13 protein-coding genes, 1 tRNA gene and 2 pseudogenes are annotated in these 15470 nt (G+C 69.3%); 7 read left to right on the top strand and 9 right to left on the bottom strand.

Annotated features, from left to right (window positions below):
* Positions 1-72: 72 nt before the first annotated feature.
* On the bottom strand, positions 73-939 hold the full coding sequence (locus ACIBVL_RS11020) for an MBL fold metallo-hydrolase (protein ID WP_399095406.1): 867 nt from the start codon (positions 937-939) through the stop codon (positions 73-75).
* Positions 940-1505: 566 nt separating this feature from the next.
* Positions 1506-2324 (bottom strand): hypothetical protein, encoded by an 819-nt coding sequence (locus ACIBVL_RS11015; RefSeq protein ID WP_399095403.1) that lies wholly within the window; start codon positions 2322-2324, stop codon positions 1506-1508.
* 209 nt (positions 2325-2533) lie between these two features.
* Between ACIBVL_RS11015 and ACIBVL_RS11010 the strand changes: the two are divergent.
* Positions 2534-3298 (top strand): annotated as a pseudogene (locus ACIBVL_RS11010) (tyrosine-type recombinase/integrase); the annotation flags it as partial.
* A 107-nt stretch (positions 3299-3405) separates the two neighbouring features.
* Here the strand turns inward: ACIBVL_RS11010 and ACIBVL_RS11005 are convergent.
* From ACIBVL_RS11005 to ACIBVL_RS10995, 3 genes are all read right to left on the bottom strand, one after another.
* Positions 3406-3479, bottom strand: a tRNA-Pro gene (locus tag ACIBVL_RS11005).
* 42 nt (positions 3480-3521) lie between these two features.
* On the bottom strand, positions 3522-4307 hold the full coding sequence (locus tag ACIBVL_RS11000) for a Pr6Pr family membrane protein (protein ID WP_399095400.1): 786 nt from the start codon (positions 4305-4307) through the stop codon (positions 3522-3524).
* Positions 4308-4504: 197 nt separating this feature from the next.
* Complete coding sequence (locus tag ACIBVL_RS10995) at positions 4505-5431, bottom strand: metallophosphoesterase (protein WP_399095397.1); 927 nt, start codon at positions 5429-5431, stop codon at positions 4505-4507.
* Positions 5432-5570: 139 nt separating this feature from the next.
* Here ACIBVL_RS10995 and ACIBVL_RS10990 point away from each other — a divergent pair, with 139 nt between their 5' ends.
* Positions 5571-6035: a GatB/YqeY domain-containing protein gene (locus ACIBVL_RS10990; RefSeq protein ID WP_399095394.1), complete on the top strand. Its 465-nt coding sequence runs from the start codon at positions 5571-5573 to the stop codon at positions 6033-6035.
* Positions 6036-6160: 125 nt separating this feature from the next.
* On the opposite strand, the gene ACIBVL_RS10985 is transcribed toward ACIBVL_RS10990, so the two are convergent.
* On the bottom strand, positions 6161-8449 hold the full coding sequence (locus ACIBVL_RS10985) for a transglycosylase domain-containing protein (protein ID WP_399095391.1): 2289 nt from the start codon (positions 8447-8449) through the stop codon (positions 6161-6163).
* 407 nt (positions 8450-8856) lie between these two features.
* Here ACIBVL_RS10985 and wblA point away from each other — a divergent pair, with 407 nt between their 5' ends.
* Positions 8857-9195: a transcriptional regulator WblA gene (wblA, locus tag ACIBVL_RS10980; RefSeq protein ID WP_390659500.1), complete on the top strand. Its 339-nt coding sequence runs from the start codon at positions 8857-8859 to the stop codon at positions 9193-9195.
* 40 nt (positions 9196-9235) lie between these two features.
* On the opposite strand, the gene ACIBVL_RS10975 is transcribed toward wblA, so the two are convergent.
* Together ACIBVL_RS10975 and ACIBVL_RS10970 are read right to left on the bottom strand one after the other, a co-directional pair.
* Positions 9236-10645: an ArsA family ATPase gene (locus tag ACIBVL_RS10975; RefSeq protein ID WP_399095388.1), complete on the bottom strand. Its 1410-nt coding sequence runs from the start codon at positions 10643-10645 to the stop codon at positions 9236-9238.
* Positions 10642-11619, bottom strand: a complete 978-nt coding sequence (locus ACIBVL_RS10970) for an ArsA-related P-loop ATPase (RefSeq protein WP_399095385.1) — start codon at positions 11617-11619, stop codon at positions 10642-10644. The genes ACIBVL_RS10975 and ACIBVL_RS10970 overlap by 4 nt, the downstream gene beginning before the upstream one ends.
* 309 nt (positions 11620-11928) lie before the next feature.
* On the opposite strand from ACIBVL_RS10970, the gene ACIBVL_RS10965 reads away from it, so the two are divergent.
* From ACIBVL_RS10965 to ACIBVL_RS10950, 4 genes are all read left to right on the top strand, one after another.
* Positions 11929-12087, top strand: coding sequence for a DUF4177 domain-containing protein (locus ACIBVL_RS10965; protein ID WP_003967454.1), 159 nt, complete (start codon positions 11929-11931; stop codon positions 12085-12087).
* The gene (locus ACIBVL_RS10960; RefSeq protein ID WP_399095382.1) at positions 12084-12548 is read left to right on the top strand and encodes a RidA family protein; all 465 of its coding nucleotides are present in this window, start codon (positions 12084-12086) and stop codon (positions 12546-12548) included. The genes ACIBVL_RS10965 and ACIBVL_RS10960 overlap by 4 nt, the downstream gene beginning before the upstream one ends.
* Before the next feature lie 59 nt (positions 12549-12607).
* Positions 12608-13495 (top strand): NUDIX hydrolase, encoded by an 888-nt coding sequence (locus ACIBVL_RS10955; RefSeq protein ID WP_399095380.1) that lies wholly within the window; start codon positions 12608-12610, stop codon positions 13493-13495.
* 232 nt (positions 13496-13727) lie between these two features.
* The gene (locus ACIBVL_RS10950; RefSeq protein ID WP_399095377.1) at positions 13728-14558 is read left to right on the top strand and encodes an MBL fold metallo-hydrolase; all 831 of its coding nucleotides are present in this window, start codon (positions 13728-13730) and stop codon (positions 14556-14558) included.
* Here ACIBVL_RS10950 and ACIBVL_RS10945 read toward each other — a convergent pair.
* Positions 14555-15447 (bottom strand): annotated as a pseudogene (locus ACIBVL_RS10945) (nucleotidyltransferase domain-containing protein). The gene ACIBVL_RS10950 and the pseudogene ACIBVL_RS10945 sit on opposite strands and share 4 nt — an antisense overlap.
* Between the last annotated feature and the right edge of the window lie 23 nt (positions 15448-15470).

Below are 15470 nucleotides of genomic sequence, written 5' to 3'. Positions count from 1 at the left end.
GGGGGAACGGAGACGAGGCCACGCTGCCGCTCTTTTGACACCGAAGGCACGCATGCCAGAGGCCCGCGGGCCTCATCCAGGGGCGCCAGGCACCGGCGGCCGCCCACCTCCATCCGTCACACCACGGCTGGGCCCGCCACCGCTCGGCTCGAACCCCGCGAGCATCTGTTCCAGCGCCGCCTGGTCAGGCCCCACGAACGGCGGCGCTCCGGCTGCCGAAGTCAGTCTGTCGATCATCGTCCCGGACAGTCCCCGGGCAGGTGGCAGATGGGTCGAGAGGATGAGTTCCGGCTCTCTCTCCCGCAGCGGCTCGAAGCTGGCCTCGAACTTCCCGGGATCGACGTTCGCCACCCACGGACTGTCCACCGTGGCCCACAGCAGTTGCGCGGCGCGGAGCTCCTCCGCGTCGACCGAGCGGACGTCGTCGGTTCGCGCCAGTTCCTCGCTGGGCATCGGCCCGCCGAAACAGTCGGAGGTGAAGCAGATCCCCGACCGGTCGTCGAAGAAGCCGACGGTGCCCGGGTTGTCGAACAGGGGCGGCCTGAACGCCGTGAGGGTGCGGTCGCCCACGTCCAGCGCCTGCCCCGGGTTGATCAGGTGGAGGCGGTCGAGCGGCAGCGGTCGTTCGCAGGACAGGTACCCCACGGACAGGAACGTGGTCACCACCCGCGCCTCGGGCGCGGCGGCCAGCAGGTCGTAGATCCCACCGGTGTGGTCCCGGTCGGGGTGGGTGAGCCAGATCCAGCGCACGTCGGCGGGGTCCAGCACGGAACCGACAGTGTCCAGGAAGTCTCGGTCCGGAAGCCCGAGGCCGGTGTCGACGACGACGGGCTGGGCGGCGAGCAGGACGAAGGCGTTCACCGAGAGATGCCCGATCGCGGGAACCTCAAGGCTGTCGTTGAGGACCCGGATGTCGGGGCGGATGTTGTGAACCGGCATGTCGCATCTCCATCCCCCCGGGATGGTGATCGCGCCGTGCCTACACCTCCAGCATGCTCCTCCCCACCGCCACCGCATCTGCGGCGACAACACGCCATGTGGCGGCGGGCAGCCACCCCATCAGCGGTCTGGCCTTGCGGCCTACCAGCGGGGCATGGCCTGACCGCAGAAGTCAAATGCCTCCGGCGGCAAAGTGCTCACCCACTGGCGCCCACGGCATCGAGGCCGGGATACCGGGAGGCATGGACGGCCGGCAAGAGTCATGGTGGTTGCTGTATTCCGCTGCTGTACACACGTAAGAGGCCCATTCACGATCACATGAATGGGCCTCTGACTTGTGTCGGGGTGGCGGGATTTGAACCCACGACCTCTTCGTCCCGAAGCTACTTTGATGAGCGTTTTGGCCCTGGGGCTGTGTGCCCTTGAGCTGCTGCGATGGCCCACAGTTGCGCGGTTGTCCGTCGCTGCCTGTCGGCGTTGTCACGCAGTTACACACTCACTGCTGGAACGGGTATTACCGGCGGCATGGATGCAGACAAGGCCAGACTGGCTTCTCCCGAAAACGACTACTCCCGGGTCGCTGGCGTACCCTGATTCGGCACGCGTGGGTCCCGGTTCGCCAGCTCGTAGATGCTTCTTTCGAGCCCGACCCTCCGCGTGCTCCAGTCGACGATGGCAACACGTTTGCCGGTTTCTCTCTCGACGCGAGCGGCCAGTGACTTAAGGTCGTCCTGGAAGGATGCGGCGGCAACCCACAGAAACGCATCAAATTCAGCTTGTGCTGCACGCGCCATGAATTGGTCGGCGAAGGCTGTCGACACACGCCCTGTCTCTGACTTGGCGGTCATAGCGTAGATCCCGATGCGTTGCCCGGTAGAGCGTTTGAGTACCAGCAGGGGGTCCCCGACCTCTGGATCGGTCAGGTGATGCAGTTCGCCCTCCGGTTCAAGGACTTCGTCAGCCGCATGCCTCACCTCGTCCAGCAGGAGGGCAAAGTCCAGTGCAACAGCGCTGGGATCTTCTATCACCTCAGGGTCGGTCAAGATCAGGGTATCCATCAGGAACCTTGCTTCGAGCGGTGGTGCAGCCTTGGCCCTCTGAATCAAGCGAGCCCGACGGCGTCCCATCAACAGCTCAGCGTCCATGAGTCGTCCACCGAGGAACGGCATACCCGTGATCGACATCAGGAGAAAGACGCCGCCGACGACAAGAGCCACCGCGGTGCCCGCGCCGTTGTCGCTCACAAACAGTGCAACTGCCCCAGTTCCCGCCAGCAGTATCCCAGCGGTAGCCGCTCCGACTCGCTGCCGCTGTGATAACGGATCCGCCTCGGCGGGATCGAACTGTACGCGGGCGCTGACACCACTCGTTTCGCTCTGTGACATAGCTTGACGGTAAGGCAACGGGCCGCGCAGTGTCATGACCACGATGCAGTCCTGAGCGGTAACTCCTTGGAGAGCCACCACCGCCAGGGTCTCGAGAGGGATCTGACCGCCACTTAAGCTTCCGGCGCGTCGGGCGGTCCGTGGACCTGCCCGGTAGAAGCACGACGTTGGGGCCATGATCTTCGAGGGTCGCGCCAAGTGGCTGGCTAATCCAATCGATCCACTCATACCTGAACCGCGCGGTCAAGCGGGCCATGGCGCGGGACAAGGTCAAGCAAAACATTGTCGAGCTGTGCGCGGTACCCCGGGGGAAGGCTGGACACCCCTCCGAGGCGCTGACATTCGCGCAAGCTGAGGCCGTGCTCCAGGGCGCCGAGGGAACCTCGATGTACGCCTACATCGTCCTGGCCCTGCTGACCGGTGCCCGCACTGAAGAGCTCCGGGCCCTCACCTGGGACCGCGTATTCCTGAAGGGCCGTCCCGAAATGGACCCGCCGCAGCCTCCCCACATCGCAGTCTGGCGCTCGGTCCGGCGCACCGGAGACACCAAGGCCCGGAAGTCCCGGCGCACGCTCGCCCTGCCGGCGCGCTGCGTCGAAGCCCTCTGGCAGCAATTCGAAGATCAGGGCTGGGATCGGCTCGCCGCTGACGACAAGTGGGAGGAACACGGGCTCGTCTTCTCCTCGGCCGTGGGCAAGCCGCTCGACGCGGCCAACGTCCGCCGCGCCTTCCGCCAGGCGCTCAAGGACGTCGACGGGATCAACGGAGACGAGTGGACGCCGCGGGAGCTCCGGCACAGCTTCGTGTCGCTGCTCTCAGACCGGGGCGTCCCGCTGGAAGAGATCTCCCGGCTCGTCGGGCACTCCGGTACGGCTGTGACGGAAGAGGTCTACCGGAAGCAGATCCGGCCCGTGATCCAGACCGGCGCCGTCGTCATGGACGGCATCTTCGGCACCGAGCAACAGCGGCCGTAAGCACGCAGCCAAGCACTCAAGAATCGATAGTCACGCAGTTAGACACGCAGCAACGCCAGAGGGCCCTTACCGATCCGGTAAGGGCCCTCTGATCTGCTACTTAGCTGTCGGGGTGGCGGGATTTGAACCCACGACCTCTTCGTCCCGAACGAAGCGCGCTGCCAAGCTGCGCTACACCCCGATGTCGCTGCTTGTCCTGCTTGTCGCGGCGACGTCGTTTACTTTAGCCCACTGGTGGCTGGAGACGAAATCCGGTTTTGGCGCGGTGGCGGATCGGGTTGGGGCGGGCGTGGTCGAGGGTCACGAGGAGGACGGCGAGGGCGTAGAAGGAGAGGCCCAGGAGGAGGGCGTCGGCCAGGGTGTGTTTGAAGCCGTGGGCCTCGGTGTCGAGGAAGGGGTAGAGGTGGCGTCCGGGGGTGCCGGAGGCGATCAGCTGGGCTCGGGTGAGGGAGAACAGCAGGTAGACCAGGGGGTAGGCCATCCAGGTCGCCGTTTGGCGTAGGCGCAGGCGAACCGGTGGGGTCAGGAGCAGCCAGTCCAGGAGCGCGGCCGCCGGGGTCACGGTGTGGAGGAGGTGGTGGGTCACCGCCGCCCAGCCCGTGGGGGCGGTCGTCGTGTCCGTCACCGAGAACGGGGGCGTCGCGTCGGAAAGGAGCAGGTAGTAGGCCAGGCCGGTGATGGTGACGTAGAGCAGCGCGGCGCCGGTCAGGGCGGAGGGGAGGGGGTTGCGGGCCGACCAGGCGCGGCGGGCCGAGAGGAGGGTGACCAGGGCGAACAGCAGGTTGCTCTGGATCGAGAAGTGGCTCAGTACCCGCAGCGGGTCGCCGAGTAGCAGCGCGAGCGTCACGCCTGCGGCCGCCGTGGCGGCGATCAGTAGGCGCAGGACGGCGGCCAGGGGGCGGCGTACGGGTGACACCACCGCGGAGGCGGGGACGAAGGAGGGCAGGAGCGCGTGGGGTCGCGGAATCGCGGGCAGGTCCGGGTTGTCCCTGGGTATGTGCGCAATCATGCCCTCACGCTAGAGATGTGGGGCAAAAAGGGCGATTTGGGTGGGCCGTGAGGGGGAGGGTGGGGAAGATCCGTCTCATGGACGGCCACAGGAACCCGTACGGCCACAGCACCCGTACGGCCACAGCAACCCGTACGGCCACAGGAACCCGTGCAGCCACAGCGACCCATACAGCCACACGAACGCCCTCGAACCCCCTACTCCCTCCCCACCAACGTCAACAACGTCACCTCCGGCGGGCACGCGAACCTCACCGGTGTGTAGCGGTTCGTGCCGCAGCCGGCCGAGACGTGGAGGTAGGACGTGCGGCCCTCCGCCGTGTGCGTGGACAGGCCCTTCACGCGGTCCGTGTCCAGGTCGCAGTTGGTGACGAGGGCGCCGTAGAAGGGGATGCAGACCTGGCCGCCGTGGGTGTGGCCGGCGAGGATCAGGGGGTAGTCGTCCGCCGTGTACGCGTCCAGGACGCGCAGGTACGGAGCGTGGACGACGCCCATGGAGAAGTCGGCCGAGGCCGACGGACCGCCGGCCACCTGCGCATAGCGGTCGCGCTTGATGTGCGGGTCGTCCAGGCCCGTCAGCTCCACCGACATGCCGTCGATCTTCAGCACGCCCCGCGTGTTCGTCAGGTTCAGCCAGCCCGCCGCGTCGAAGCCGTCCCGCAGGTCCTCCCACGGGTTGTGGACGACGTTGACCGCGGGTGCGTTGCCGTTCAGGCCGTGGCGGCCCTGGGCCTTCTCCATCAGGTAGCGGGCGGGGTTGCGCGGCCTGGGGCCGTAGTAGTCGTTCGAACCGAAGACGTATGCGCCCGGGAAGTCCATGAGCGGGCCCAGCGCGTCCAGGGTCTCGGGTACGCCCTCCGGGTCGGAGAGGTTGTCGCCCGTGTTGATCACGAAGTCGGGGCGCAGGCCGGCCAGCGAACGCAGCCAGCGCTGCTTCTTTCGCTGCCCGCCGACCATGTGGATGTCCGAGACCTGCAACACGCGCAGGGGACGCATTCCGGCGGGAAGGACGGGGACCGTCACCCGCCGCAGACGGAAGGAGCGGGCCTCGAAACCCGCCGCGTACACCAGACCGGCGGCGCCGGCCGCCGCGATGGACAGAGGTACTCGGTATTGCGCGCGCATACGTCCATCGTGTCAGACGCCGCTCACATCTCATTCCCCGCGGTCCTTACCCCTCCGGGCGCGGCCGTACCCCGCCGTGCCCCCACCTCCCCTTAAATGAACGGGCGTCGGTCGTTCCACACCTGCGACAATCAAACCCATGACCACGCTCAAGTCGAAGCTGCAGGAAGACCTCAACGCCGCGATCAAGGAGCGCGACGAGCTCCGCTCCTCGACGCTCCGGCTGACGCTCACCGCGATCACCAAGGAGGAGGTCGCGGGCAAGCAGAAGCGCGAGCTCTCCGACGACGAGGTGCTGATGGTGATCACCAAGGAGGCGAAGAAGCGCCGGGAGGCGGCCGACGCCTTCGCGCAGGGTGGTCGCGCCGAGTCCGCCGAGCGGGAGAAGGCGGAGGGCGAGGTGCTCGCCGAGTACCTGCCGAAGCAGCTCGGTGACGAGGAGCTGAACGACATCGTCGCCCAGGCCGTCGAGGAGGCGAAGGCGGCCGGCGCCGAGGGGCCCCGGGCCATGGGTGCCGTCATGAAGATCGTCAACCCGAAGGTGGCGGGGCTGGCCGAGGGCGGCCGCGTCGCCGCCGCGGTCAAGAAGCTCCTCGCGGGCTGACCGACCCCGGGTCCCACAGTCCGCCCCTCACAAGAGGGGAACGGCCCCTGCTTCCCGTACCGATAGCGGTACGGGAAGCAGGGGCCGTTCCCTGTCGCCGGGCGGTGTGCCGGGGTTAAAGGGCGTCAGCCGCGCCCGCCCCCGTTGCCGTTCCCGTTGCTCTGGCCCTGGAACAGACCCTCGAAGCCCGTCGAGTTGTCGCCGCCGGTCGTGGAGCCGCCGTTCGTCGTGCCGTTGGTCAGCAGGCCGCCGGGGAAACCGTCGTTGTTGCCGTTGTCACCGTCGTCATCGTCGCCGTTGTCGTTGTCGTTGTCGTTGTCGTCGTCGTCGCGGCCTATGTTGGCGCTCGGGATGTTGACGAGGTTGAAGCTCGGGGCTTCCTTGCCCTCCAGGGCGCCGGTCATGGCGTCGCGCCAGATGGGGCCGGGGGTGTCACCGCCGTAGACCTGGGCGTGGTAGACGCCGCCGATGGAGATGTTGGTCATCTCCACCTTCTGGGTGGCGCTGCCGACCCAGACGGCGCCGGCGAGGTTCGGGGTGTAGCCGACGAACCAGGCGTTCTTGCGGGAGTCCGTCGTACCCGTCTTACCGGCGTTGTCGCGGCCCGACAGACCGGCCTGCTGGCCCGTACCGGAGTCGATCACGCCGCTCAGCAGGGTGTTGATGGTGTCCGCGGTCTTCTCGCTCATCGCGCGCGAGCAGGTCGACTTGGGGACCTCCAGCGACTTCTTCTTGCCGTTCACGGTCTGGATGATCGACTCGATGGCGACCGGGGTGCAGTACATGCCCCGGCTGGCGAAGGCGGCGTACGCGCTGGCCATGGTGAGGGGGGAGAGGCCGGTGGAACCGAGGGTCATCGACGACGGGACCTCGGGCACCTTGTCGCCGTTGCCCTGGACCACGCCGAGGGCGTTGGTCATCTTCACCACGGGGCACATGCCGATGTCGGAGAGCATCTGCACGAAGTAGGTGTTGACCGACTTGGCCATGGCCGTCTTCAGCTCGTACGGGCCCTTCTCGGTCTCGCTCTCGTTCTCGAGCTTGTAGTTGCCGTCGTTGACCCACGGCTTGCCGCTGCACGTCTGGACCGTGGCCGGGTACTGCATCTCGTACGGCGCGGCGTACACCTGGTTGGCCGGGCGGCCCTCCTCCAGCGCGGCCGCGGCCACGAACGGCTTGAACGTCGAACCGGTCGGGAAGCCGAAGTTCGAGCCGCCCATGGAGGCGTTGACCGAGTAGTTGTACTCGGTCTCGTTCTTGCCGTAGCCGTACGGCTTCGACTGGCCCATCGCGAGGATCTTGCCGGTGCCGGGCTCGACGAGCGTGGCGGCCGCGGCGACCTTGTCCGACTTGTAGACGTGCTGCTTGAGCGAGCTCTGGGCCGACTTCTGGGCCTGCGGTTCGAGGGTCGTACGGATGGTCAGGCCGCCCTGGTTCCAGACCTGCGCCCGCGCCTCCTTCGTCTTGCCGAAGACGGGGTCGCTGAGGAAGACCCGCTCGACGTACTTGCAGAAGAAGCTGGCGCCCTTGACGGCGGTGATGCAGCCGTTCTTCGGCTGGGTGACCTTCAGGCCCAGCGGGGCCTTCTGCGCCTTGGCGGCCTCGGCCTCGGAGATGTCGCCGACCTCGGCCATGCGCTGCAGTACGACGTTACGGCGGCGGGTGGCCTCCGCCGCGTCGTTGACCGGGTCGTAGCGGCTCGGGGACTGGACGATGCCGGCCAGCAGGGCCGCCTGGGGCAGGGTGAGGTCCTTGGCGTGGGTGGAGAAGTAGCGCTGGGAGGCCGCCTCGACGCCGTAGGCCTGCTCGCCGAAGAACGTGATGTTCAGGTAGTTCTCGAGGATCTTCTTCTTGCCGAGCTCCTCCTCCACCTGGATCGCGTACTTCAGCTCCTTGATCTTGCGGCCGATGGTCTGCTGGGTGGCCTGCGCGACCTTCGTCGGGTCGTCGCCGGCCTCCTCCACGAAGACGTTCTTCACATACTGCTGGGTGAGCGTCGAGGCGCCCTGGGAGACGCCGCTGCTCTGCACGTTCTTGTTGAGGGCGCGCAGGACGCCCTTCAGGTCGATCGCGCCGTGCTGGTAGAAGCGCGAGTCCTCGATCGCGACGATCGCCTTCTGCATGTACGGCGAGACGTTCTTCAGTTCGACCACCGTGCGGTCGCGGGAGTAGACCTGCGCGATCTGGCCGCCGTCGGCGTCGAGGATCGTGGTGCGCTGGCTCAGTGGCGGTGTCTTCAGGTTGGCCGGGAGTTCGTCGAACGACTCCACCGACCCCTTGGCGGCCAGCCCGAGCGCGCCGAACGCGGGCAGCGCGATGCCCGCGAGTACGGCTCCCGAGAGCACACTGACACCGAGGAACTTGGCGGCCTGCTGCGTGGTGGACAGGCCACCGCCCGAGCGCTTGTTTGGCATGAGGGCAGCCTACGTTCTCATTCGCCGGACACGCGTATATGCCTTGGCCTAAGCTGCTCTCAACTGTCACAGCAGTAGGGCCACGTATCAATACGTCCGGCGACCCCGAATCGTTCCGGAGGTTCCCCAACTTTTTTGTTGGGGGCGTGCCCGAATCCGCCTTGTGTGTCATCCGGCGTCCGTTGTGACCCAAGAGAACTGTCCCGTTCGCCGGGATAGTCATGTATGTCGCGGGCTCACTCCCCCGGGTGATCTGCCGCTTACCCATAGTCCGTTCGGGCCATTCAAGATTGGGCCCGAAGGGGGTGTTGCGCTGTGCCCACCTTCCGTAACGTCCTCAACTGGCGGCGGTGAATATGCCGCTGCCGCCGTGGGGGAGCCTCGATTCGGGAGAGGACGGCGCCGGTATGGGCTGGGTTACCGACTGGAGTGCGCAGGCTGCCTGCCGCACTACCGATCCGGATGAACTGTTCGTTCAGGGAGCAGCGCAGAACAGGGCCAAGGCGGTGTGCACCGGATGCCCGGTACGCACCGAATGCCTGGCCGACGCGCTCGACAACCGCGTCGAGTTCGGCGTGTGGGGAGGCATGACAGAGCGCGAGCGCCGCGCCCTGCTGCGTCGGCGGCCGACCGTCACCTCGTGGCGCCGGCTGCTCGAGACCGCGCGGTCGGAGTACGAGCGCGGCGCGGGCATCGTGTCGCTCGACGACGACCAGATGTACGAGAACTACGCGGCGGTGAGCTGAGGAGACCCCTCGGCGCCTCCGCTCGGCTGTCGGGAGCCACTCAGCTGTCGACAGCCTCGGGCAGCTCCGGCCGGTTGGCCGCGAGCCGGTTGCCGATGTCCCGCAGCCCCGCGAGGTCGTGCACATCGCCGGGCAGCGCCGCCACTTCGGCCACCGCCACCTCGGGGTGGAGGGCGGTGAAGCGGTCGCGCGTGCGCTGCTCGCGGGAGAGCAGATACATGCGCTCGGCGTGCAGCTTCAGCAGGCCTACGGTGAGGTCGTCCACGGCCCGGTCGGCGTCGATGGGGGAGACGGACTCGGACCCGGTGGTCCCGGGTGCGGTGGACTCGGCCGTGGTGGACGCGGATGCGGGAGATTCTGAAATGCCGTACGTGTCGGGAGAGTTACGAAGTCCAGCTTTCCCGCCGTCCTGATCCACAATGCGGGGTTCTCCAAGATTTTCCGTCGCGGGGGAATCGGTAGGGGCGTCGGCGGGTCCGTCGGCCAGATCGAGATTCTCCGCGGCGGCGAGTGCCCGCTCGGCGGACAGCTGGGTCGCGCCGCTGCCGTGGACCCGGTTGAGCACCAGCCCGGCCAGTGGCATGTCCTCGGCGGCCAGCCGCTCCACGAAGTACGCGGCCTCCCGCAGGGCGTCCCGCTCGGGAGCCGCCACCACCAGGAACGCCGTCCCGGGCGCCTGGAGCAGCTTGTACGTGGCGTCCGCGCGCGTGCGGAACCCGCCGAACATCGAGTCCATCGCCGCCACGAACGTCTGCACGTCCTTCAGCAACTGCCCGCCCAGCAGCTTGCCGAGCGCGCCGGTCATCATCGACATCCCGACGTTCAAGAACTTCATGCCCGCGCGGCCGCCGACCTTGGCGGGCGCGAGCAGAACGCGGATCAGCTTGCCGTCCAGGAACGACCCGAGCCGCTTCGGCGCGTCCAGGAAGTCCAGCGCCGAGCGGGACGGGGGAGTGTCCACGACGATCAGGTCCCACTCGTCCTTGGCGCGCAGCTGCCCCAGCTTCTCCATCGCCATGTACTCCTGCGTGCCCGCGAAGCCCGCCGAGAGCGACTGGTAGAAGGGGTTCGTCAGGATCGCGGCAGCCCGCTCGGGGTCCGCGTGCGCCTCCACGATCTCGTCGAAGGTGCGCTTCATGTCGAGCATCATCGCGTGCAGTTCACCGCTCGCGGAGTCGTCGATGCCCTTCACCCGGCGCGGGGTGTTGTCGAGCGAGTCGATGCCCATGGACTGGGCGAGCCGGCGCGCCGGGTCGATGGTGAGGACGACCACCTTGCGGCCCCGCTCGGCCGCCCTGAGACCCAGCGCCGCCGCCGTCGTCGTCTTGCCGACCCCGCCCGAGCCGCAGCAGACCACGATCCGGGTCGCCGGGTCGTCGAGCAGCGGATCGAGGTCGAGGACCGGCGCGGGGGAGAGCCGGTGCTGTGCCTGCGCCTGGTCCCGGCTCATACGATCCCCTGCTTCCGCAGCTCGGTGGCGAGTTCGTACAGGCCCGCCAGGTCCATGCCCTCGGCGAGCAGCGGCAGTTCGTGCAGTGGCAGGCCCAGCTCACCGAGGACCGCGCGCTGCTCGTGCTCCAGCGTGTACCGCTCGGCGTACTCCTCGGCCTGCCGCAGCAGCGGGTCCACCAGCCGCTCGGCGTGCCCGCCGCGCCGCGCCCCGCCCAGCCCGGCTGCCGACAGCGACCGCGCAATGGAGGAACGTGTCACGGTTCGTACGAGTTCCAGCCCGTCCGCGTCCAATACCTCGGGTCGCACCATGTTGACGATGACCCGGCCGACCGGCAGCTTCGCCGCCCGCAGCTCGGCGATGCCGTCCGCGGTCTCCTGGACCGGCATCTCCTCGAGCAGCGTCACCAGGTGCACGGCCGTCTCCGGTGACTTCAGCACCCGCATCACGGCCTGCGCCTGATTGTGTATCGGGCCGATCTTGGCGAGGCCGGCCACTTCGTCGTTGACGTTCAGGAAGCGGGTGACGCGCCCGGTGGGCGGGGCGTCCATGACGACGTAGTCGTACACGAACCGCCCGCTCTTGTCCTTGCGCCGGACCGCCTCGCACGCCTTGCCGGTGAGGAGTACGTCCCTCAGGCCGGGCGCGATGGTGGTGGCGAAGTCGATGGCGCCCAGCTTCTTCAGGGCCCGTCCGGCGCCCCCCAGTTTGTAGAACATCTGGAGGTAGTCCAGAAGGGCCAGTTCGGGATCGATGGCGAGGGCGTACACCTCACCACCGCCCGGCGCGACGGCGATCTTGCGTTCCTCATAGGGCAACGCCTCCGTCTCGAAGAGCTGCGCGATGCCCTGCCGGCCCTCCACCTCGACGAGAAGCGTCCGCTTCCCTGCCGTGGCGAGGGCCAGCGCGAGGGCTGCGGCGACCGTCGTCTTTCCGGTCCCGCCCTTGCCGCTGACGACCTGGAGCCTGCTCACGTCTTCGAGCGTAACCAGTCCATGGCCGAGGCAATCGGGAGGCTGTGGACAACGGGGTCCGGTTCGGCCACTTGGCCTGTGGACAACTCGTGGAGGGGGCGGCTTTCGGGGAGCCTGTGGACAGCCGCGGGCACGGGTGATCGTACGGCTGTACGACAGAACTGCTGTGCGACCGTACGGCTCTCCGGCGGTACGGCCGGGGGAGGCGGGAGCCGTGGACGGGGGCCGTACGACCCCGTGGGTGACCCGGACGCAGTCGCCGTACGGCCTGGCAGGGGCCCCTCCGGCAGCAGCGGATACAGTCGGCCCATGACCAAGTGGGAATACGCAACCGTGCCGCTGCTCGTCCATGCCACGAAGCAGATTCTGGACACCTGGGGCGAGGACGGCTGGGAGCTCGTCCAGGTCGTGCCCGGACCGAACAACCCCGAGCAGCTCGTGGCCTACCTGAAGCGGGAGAAGGCGTGAGCGCGGTCGAGGCGCGGCTCGCCGAGCTGGGTCTGACCCTGCCGGCCGTGGTGCCGCCCCTCGCGGCCTACCAGCCCGCCGTGCGGTCCGGGCCGTACGTGTTCACCGCCGGCCAGCTGCCCATGGTGGACGGCAAGCTGCCGGTCACCGGCAAGGTCGGCGCCGAGGTCACCGCCGAGGAGGCCAAGGAACTGGCCCGCACCTGCGCCCTGAACGCCCTGGCCGCCGTGAAGTCGGTCGCGGGCGATCTGGACCGCATCGCGCGCGTGGTGAAGGTCGTCGGCTTCGTCGCGTCCGCCTCGGACTTCACCGGCCAGCCCGGCGTCCTCAACGGCGCCAGCGAGCTCCTCGGTGAGGTCCTCGGCGACAAGGGCGTGCACGCCCGCAGCGCGGTCGGCGTCGCGGTGCTGCCCCTGGACGCGCCGGTCGAGGTCGAGATCCAGGTCGAGCTGGCGGACTGAGGCGTTCCAGCTCAGGGCACCTCTCGAACATTCGCCCACCACGGGATAGCCTCGCGCCCATGGCGAATGGGCAGTGGTTTCCCTCGGACTGGCCGGAACGCATCCGCGCGCTCACGGACGGGACGCTGACGCCCGTCACCCCCAAGCGCGCGGCCACCGTCATGCTCCTCAAGGACGTGGACCAGGGAGCGGGCGGTCCGGCCGTCCACATGCTGCGCAGACGCGCCTCCATGGCCTTCGCCGGAGGCGCGTACGCCTATCCGGGCGGCGGCGTCGACCCGCGCGACGACGAGCGCCTCGTGCGCTGGGCGGGCCCCACGCGCGCGTGGTGGGCGCAACGCCTCGGCGTCGACGAGGCCGCGGCCCAGGCGATCGTCTGCGCGGCCGTACGGGAGACGTACGAGGAGGCAGGCGTCCTGCTCGCGGGGCCGACGCCCGACTCGGTCGTCGGTGACACCACGGGCGCCGACTGGGAGGCCGACCGTGCCGCCGTGGCCGCCCGTGACCTGTCCTTCGCGGAGTTCCTCGACCGCCGTGGCCTGGTCCTGCGCTCCGACCTGCTCGGCGCCTGGACGCGCTGGATCACCCCGGAGTTCGAGCCCCGCCGCTACGACACCTGGTTCTTCGTGGCCGCGCTTCCCGAGGGCCAGCGCACCCGCAACGCCTCCACGGAGGCCGACCGCACGGTGTGGATCCGCCCGGAGGACGCGGCGGCCGGGTACGACAAGGGCGAGCTGACGATGATGCCGCCCACCATCGCGACCCTGCGCCAGCTGATGCCGTACGCCACGGCCGCCGAGGCGCTCACCGCGGCCCCCGGGCGCGATCTGACCCCCGTCCTGGCCGAGGCCCGCCTGACGGACGCCGAGATCGTGCTGTCCTGGCCGGGCCACGACGAGTTCACCAAGCACATCCCGATCCCCGCTGCCGGCGGAGGCCCCGCATGACCGCCGCAGGCACCCCGCCGGACCGGCCGCACGGCACAGCCCCGTTCTCCGGCACGCCCCACGCCCGGTCCGGCAGCCACGTCGGGCCCCGGTCGACGGTCTCGGTCATCCCGCGCGGGGGCCCCGAAGCGCCGCGCGGCGGCCCGGCAGCGGCCCACCGGGCACGACCGGGCGCCGCGTCGCCCCGCGGCCGTGCGCATGACCTGCCCGTTCGGTGGGAAGGCGGCCCTGCATGACCGACGCAGCAGTCCTTCCCGGCCAGCCCCGCGGCGGTGTCCTCTCCGGGCCGGCCACCCCCCGCGCGGTGAACGTCCTCGCCCCCAACGCCTCGGCGATGACCCTGGACGGCACCAACACCTGGATCGTCTCCGAGCCCGACTCCGAACTGGCGGTCGTGATCGACCCGGGCCCGCTGGACGACGGTCATCTGCGGACGGTCGTGGACACCGCCGAGAAGGCCGGCAAGCGCGTCGCCCTGACCCTGCTGACCCACGGCCACCCCGACCACGCCGAGGGCGCCGTCCGCTTCGCCGGGCTCACCGGCACCCCCGTGCGGGCCCTGGACCCGGCGCTGCGGCTCGGCGACGAGGGCCTGGGCGCCGGTGACGTGATCACGACGGGCGGCCTCGAGCTGCGGGTCGTGCCGACCCCCGGCCACACCGCCGACTCGCTCTGCTTCCACCTCCCGGCCGACCGGGCGATCCTCACCGGCGACACCATCCTGGGCCGGGGCACCACGGTCGTGGCACACCCCGACGGCCGCCTGGGCGACTACCTGGACTCCCTGCGGCGCCTGAGGTCCCTCACGGTCGACGACGGCGTCCACACGGTCCTCCCGGGCCATGGACCCGTCCTGGAGGACGCCCAGGGCGCCGTCGAGTTCTATCTCGCCCACCGCGCCCACCGCCTCGCCCAGGTCGAGACGGCCGTGGAAAACGGATACCGCACCCCCGCCGAGATCGTCGCCCATGTGTACGCCGACGTCGACCGCTCCCTGTGGCCGGCGGCGGCACTCTCGGTACGGGCACAGGTGGAGTACCTGGAGGAGCACGGGCTGATCTAGCGTTGGTTCGGACAGTCCCGTCCGGCCCGCGACGCCGGGCGGACGACGCTACTTCCGACGCACGCCGCCCAGCCGGGGCGCGGCGCCTTGACGCCGTGCACGCGCGCGTACTCGTCCGCGAGCCAGGGCCCGAGGTCGTCGACGTACGACGCGAGGACACCCGCGTCCCCCGTCGGCTCGTATCCGAGTACGGCCGCCGCCCTGACCTGTTCCGCCCGCTGCGGGCAGAACGTCCCGAACGCCTCGGCCATCTCGTGCAGATCGCTGGTCCAGCCGTTCCAGCGGGGCATGACCAGGGTGAACGCGGTGCGCACGAGGTGGCGGGACATGAACCGTACGAGGGGCCGCCGGGCCTCCTCCGCGTCGGGCGCCACGGCGACGCGCTCGCGCCAGCGGGGAAGGAGCAGGGCGAGGTCGCCGTTGGTCTCGCGCGCGAGCAGGGAGTCGGGCCGGTAGCGGGGCAGGTACTCGGCGAGGTCGTCCCCGAGGAGCGGGGTGCACAGACAGGCGACGAAGAACCCAGGTCGGACGTCTCCAGGTCGCTCAGCAGCCGTGCGCGACCGTAGAGCAGCGTCCCGCCGCCGTCGATCTGCGGGAACTCCTTGTCGAGGGCCTCGACCAGCGCACGGCCGTCGGCGTGGTCGGCCGCGGTCGGCTCCTCGTGCAGGGCGACCAGGAGGTCCAGATCGCTGCGCCCCACGCGCGCGGTGCCGCGCGGAATCGATCCGTAGAGGTACGCGCTGTGCAGTCGCGCCCCGAAGAGCTCCAGCAGCCCGTCCCGGGCGGCCGCGACGACGGGCCGGAAGGTGTGCGGCACGCGCGCGAGGGAGCCCTCGCGGACGATGTGGCCCCGGGGATCGAGCCCCCGGAGGGGAACCGTTTCAGCCATAGGGCAACCGCGCCGCGCGGCGA

It is taken from the genome of Streptomyces sp. NPDC049687 (assembly GCF_044465285.1).
Taxonomy (GTDB): domain Bacteria; phylum Actinomycetota; class Actinomycetes; order Streptomycetales; family Streptomycetaceae; genus Streptomyces.
Note: the sequence above shows the minus strand (reverse complement) of the source record. Positions and strands in the feature narration are given on the sequence as shown.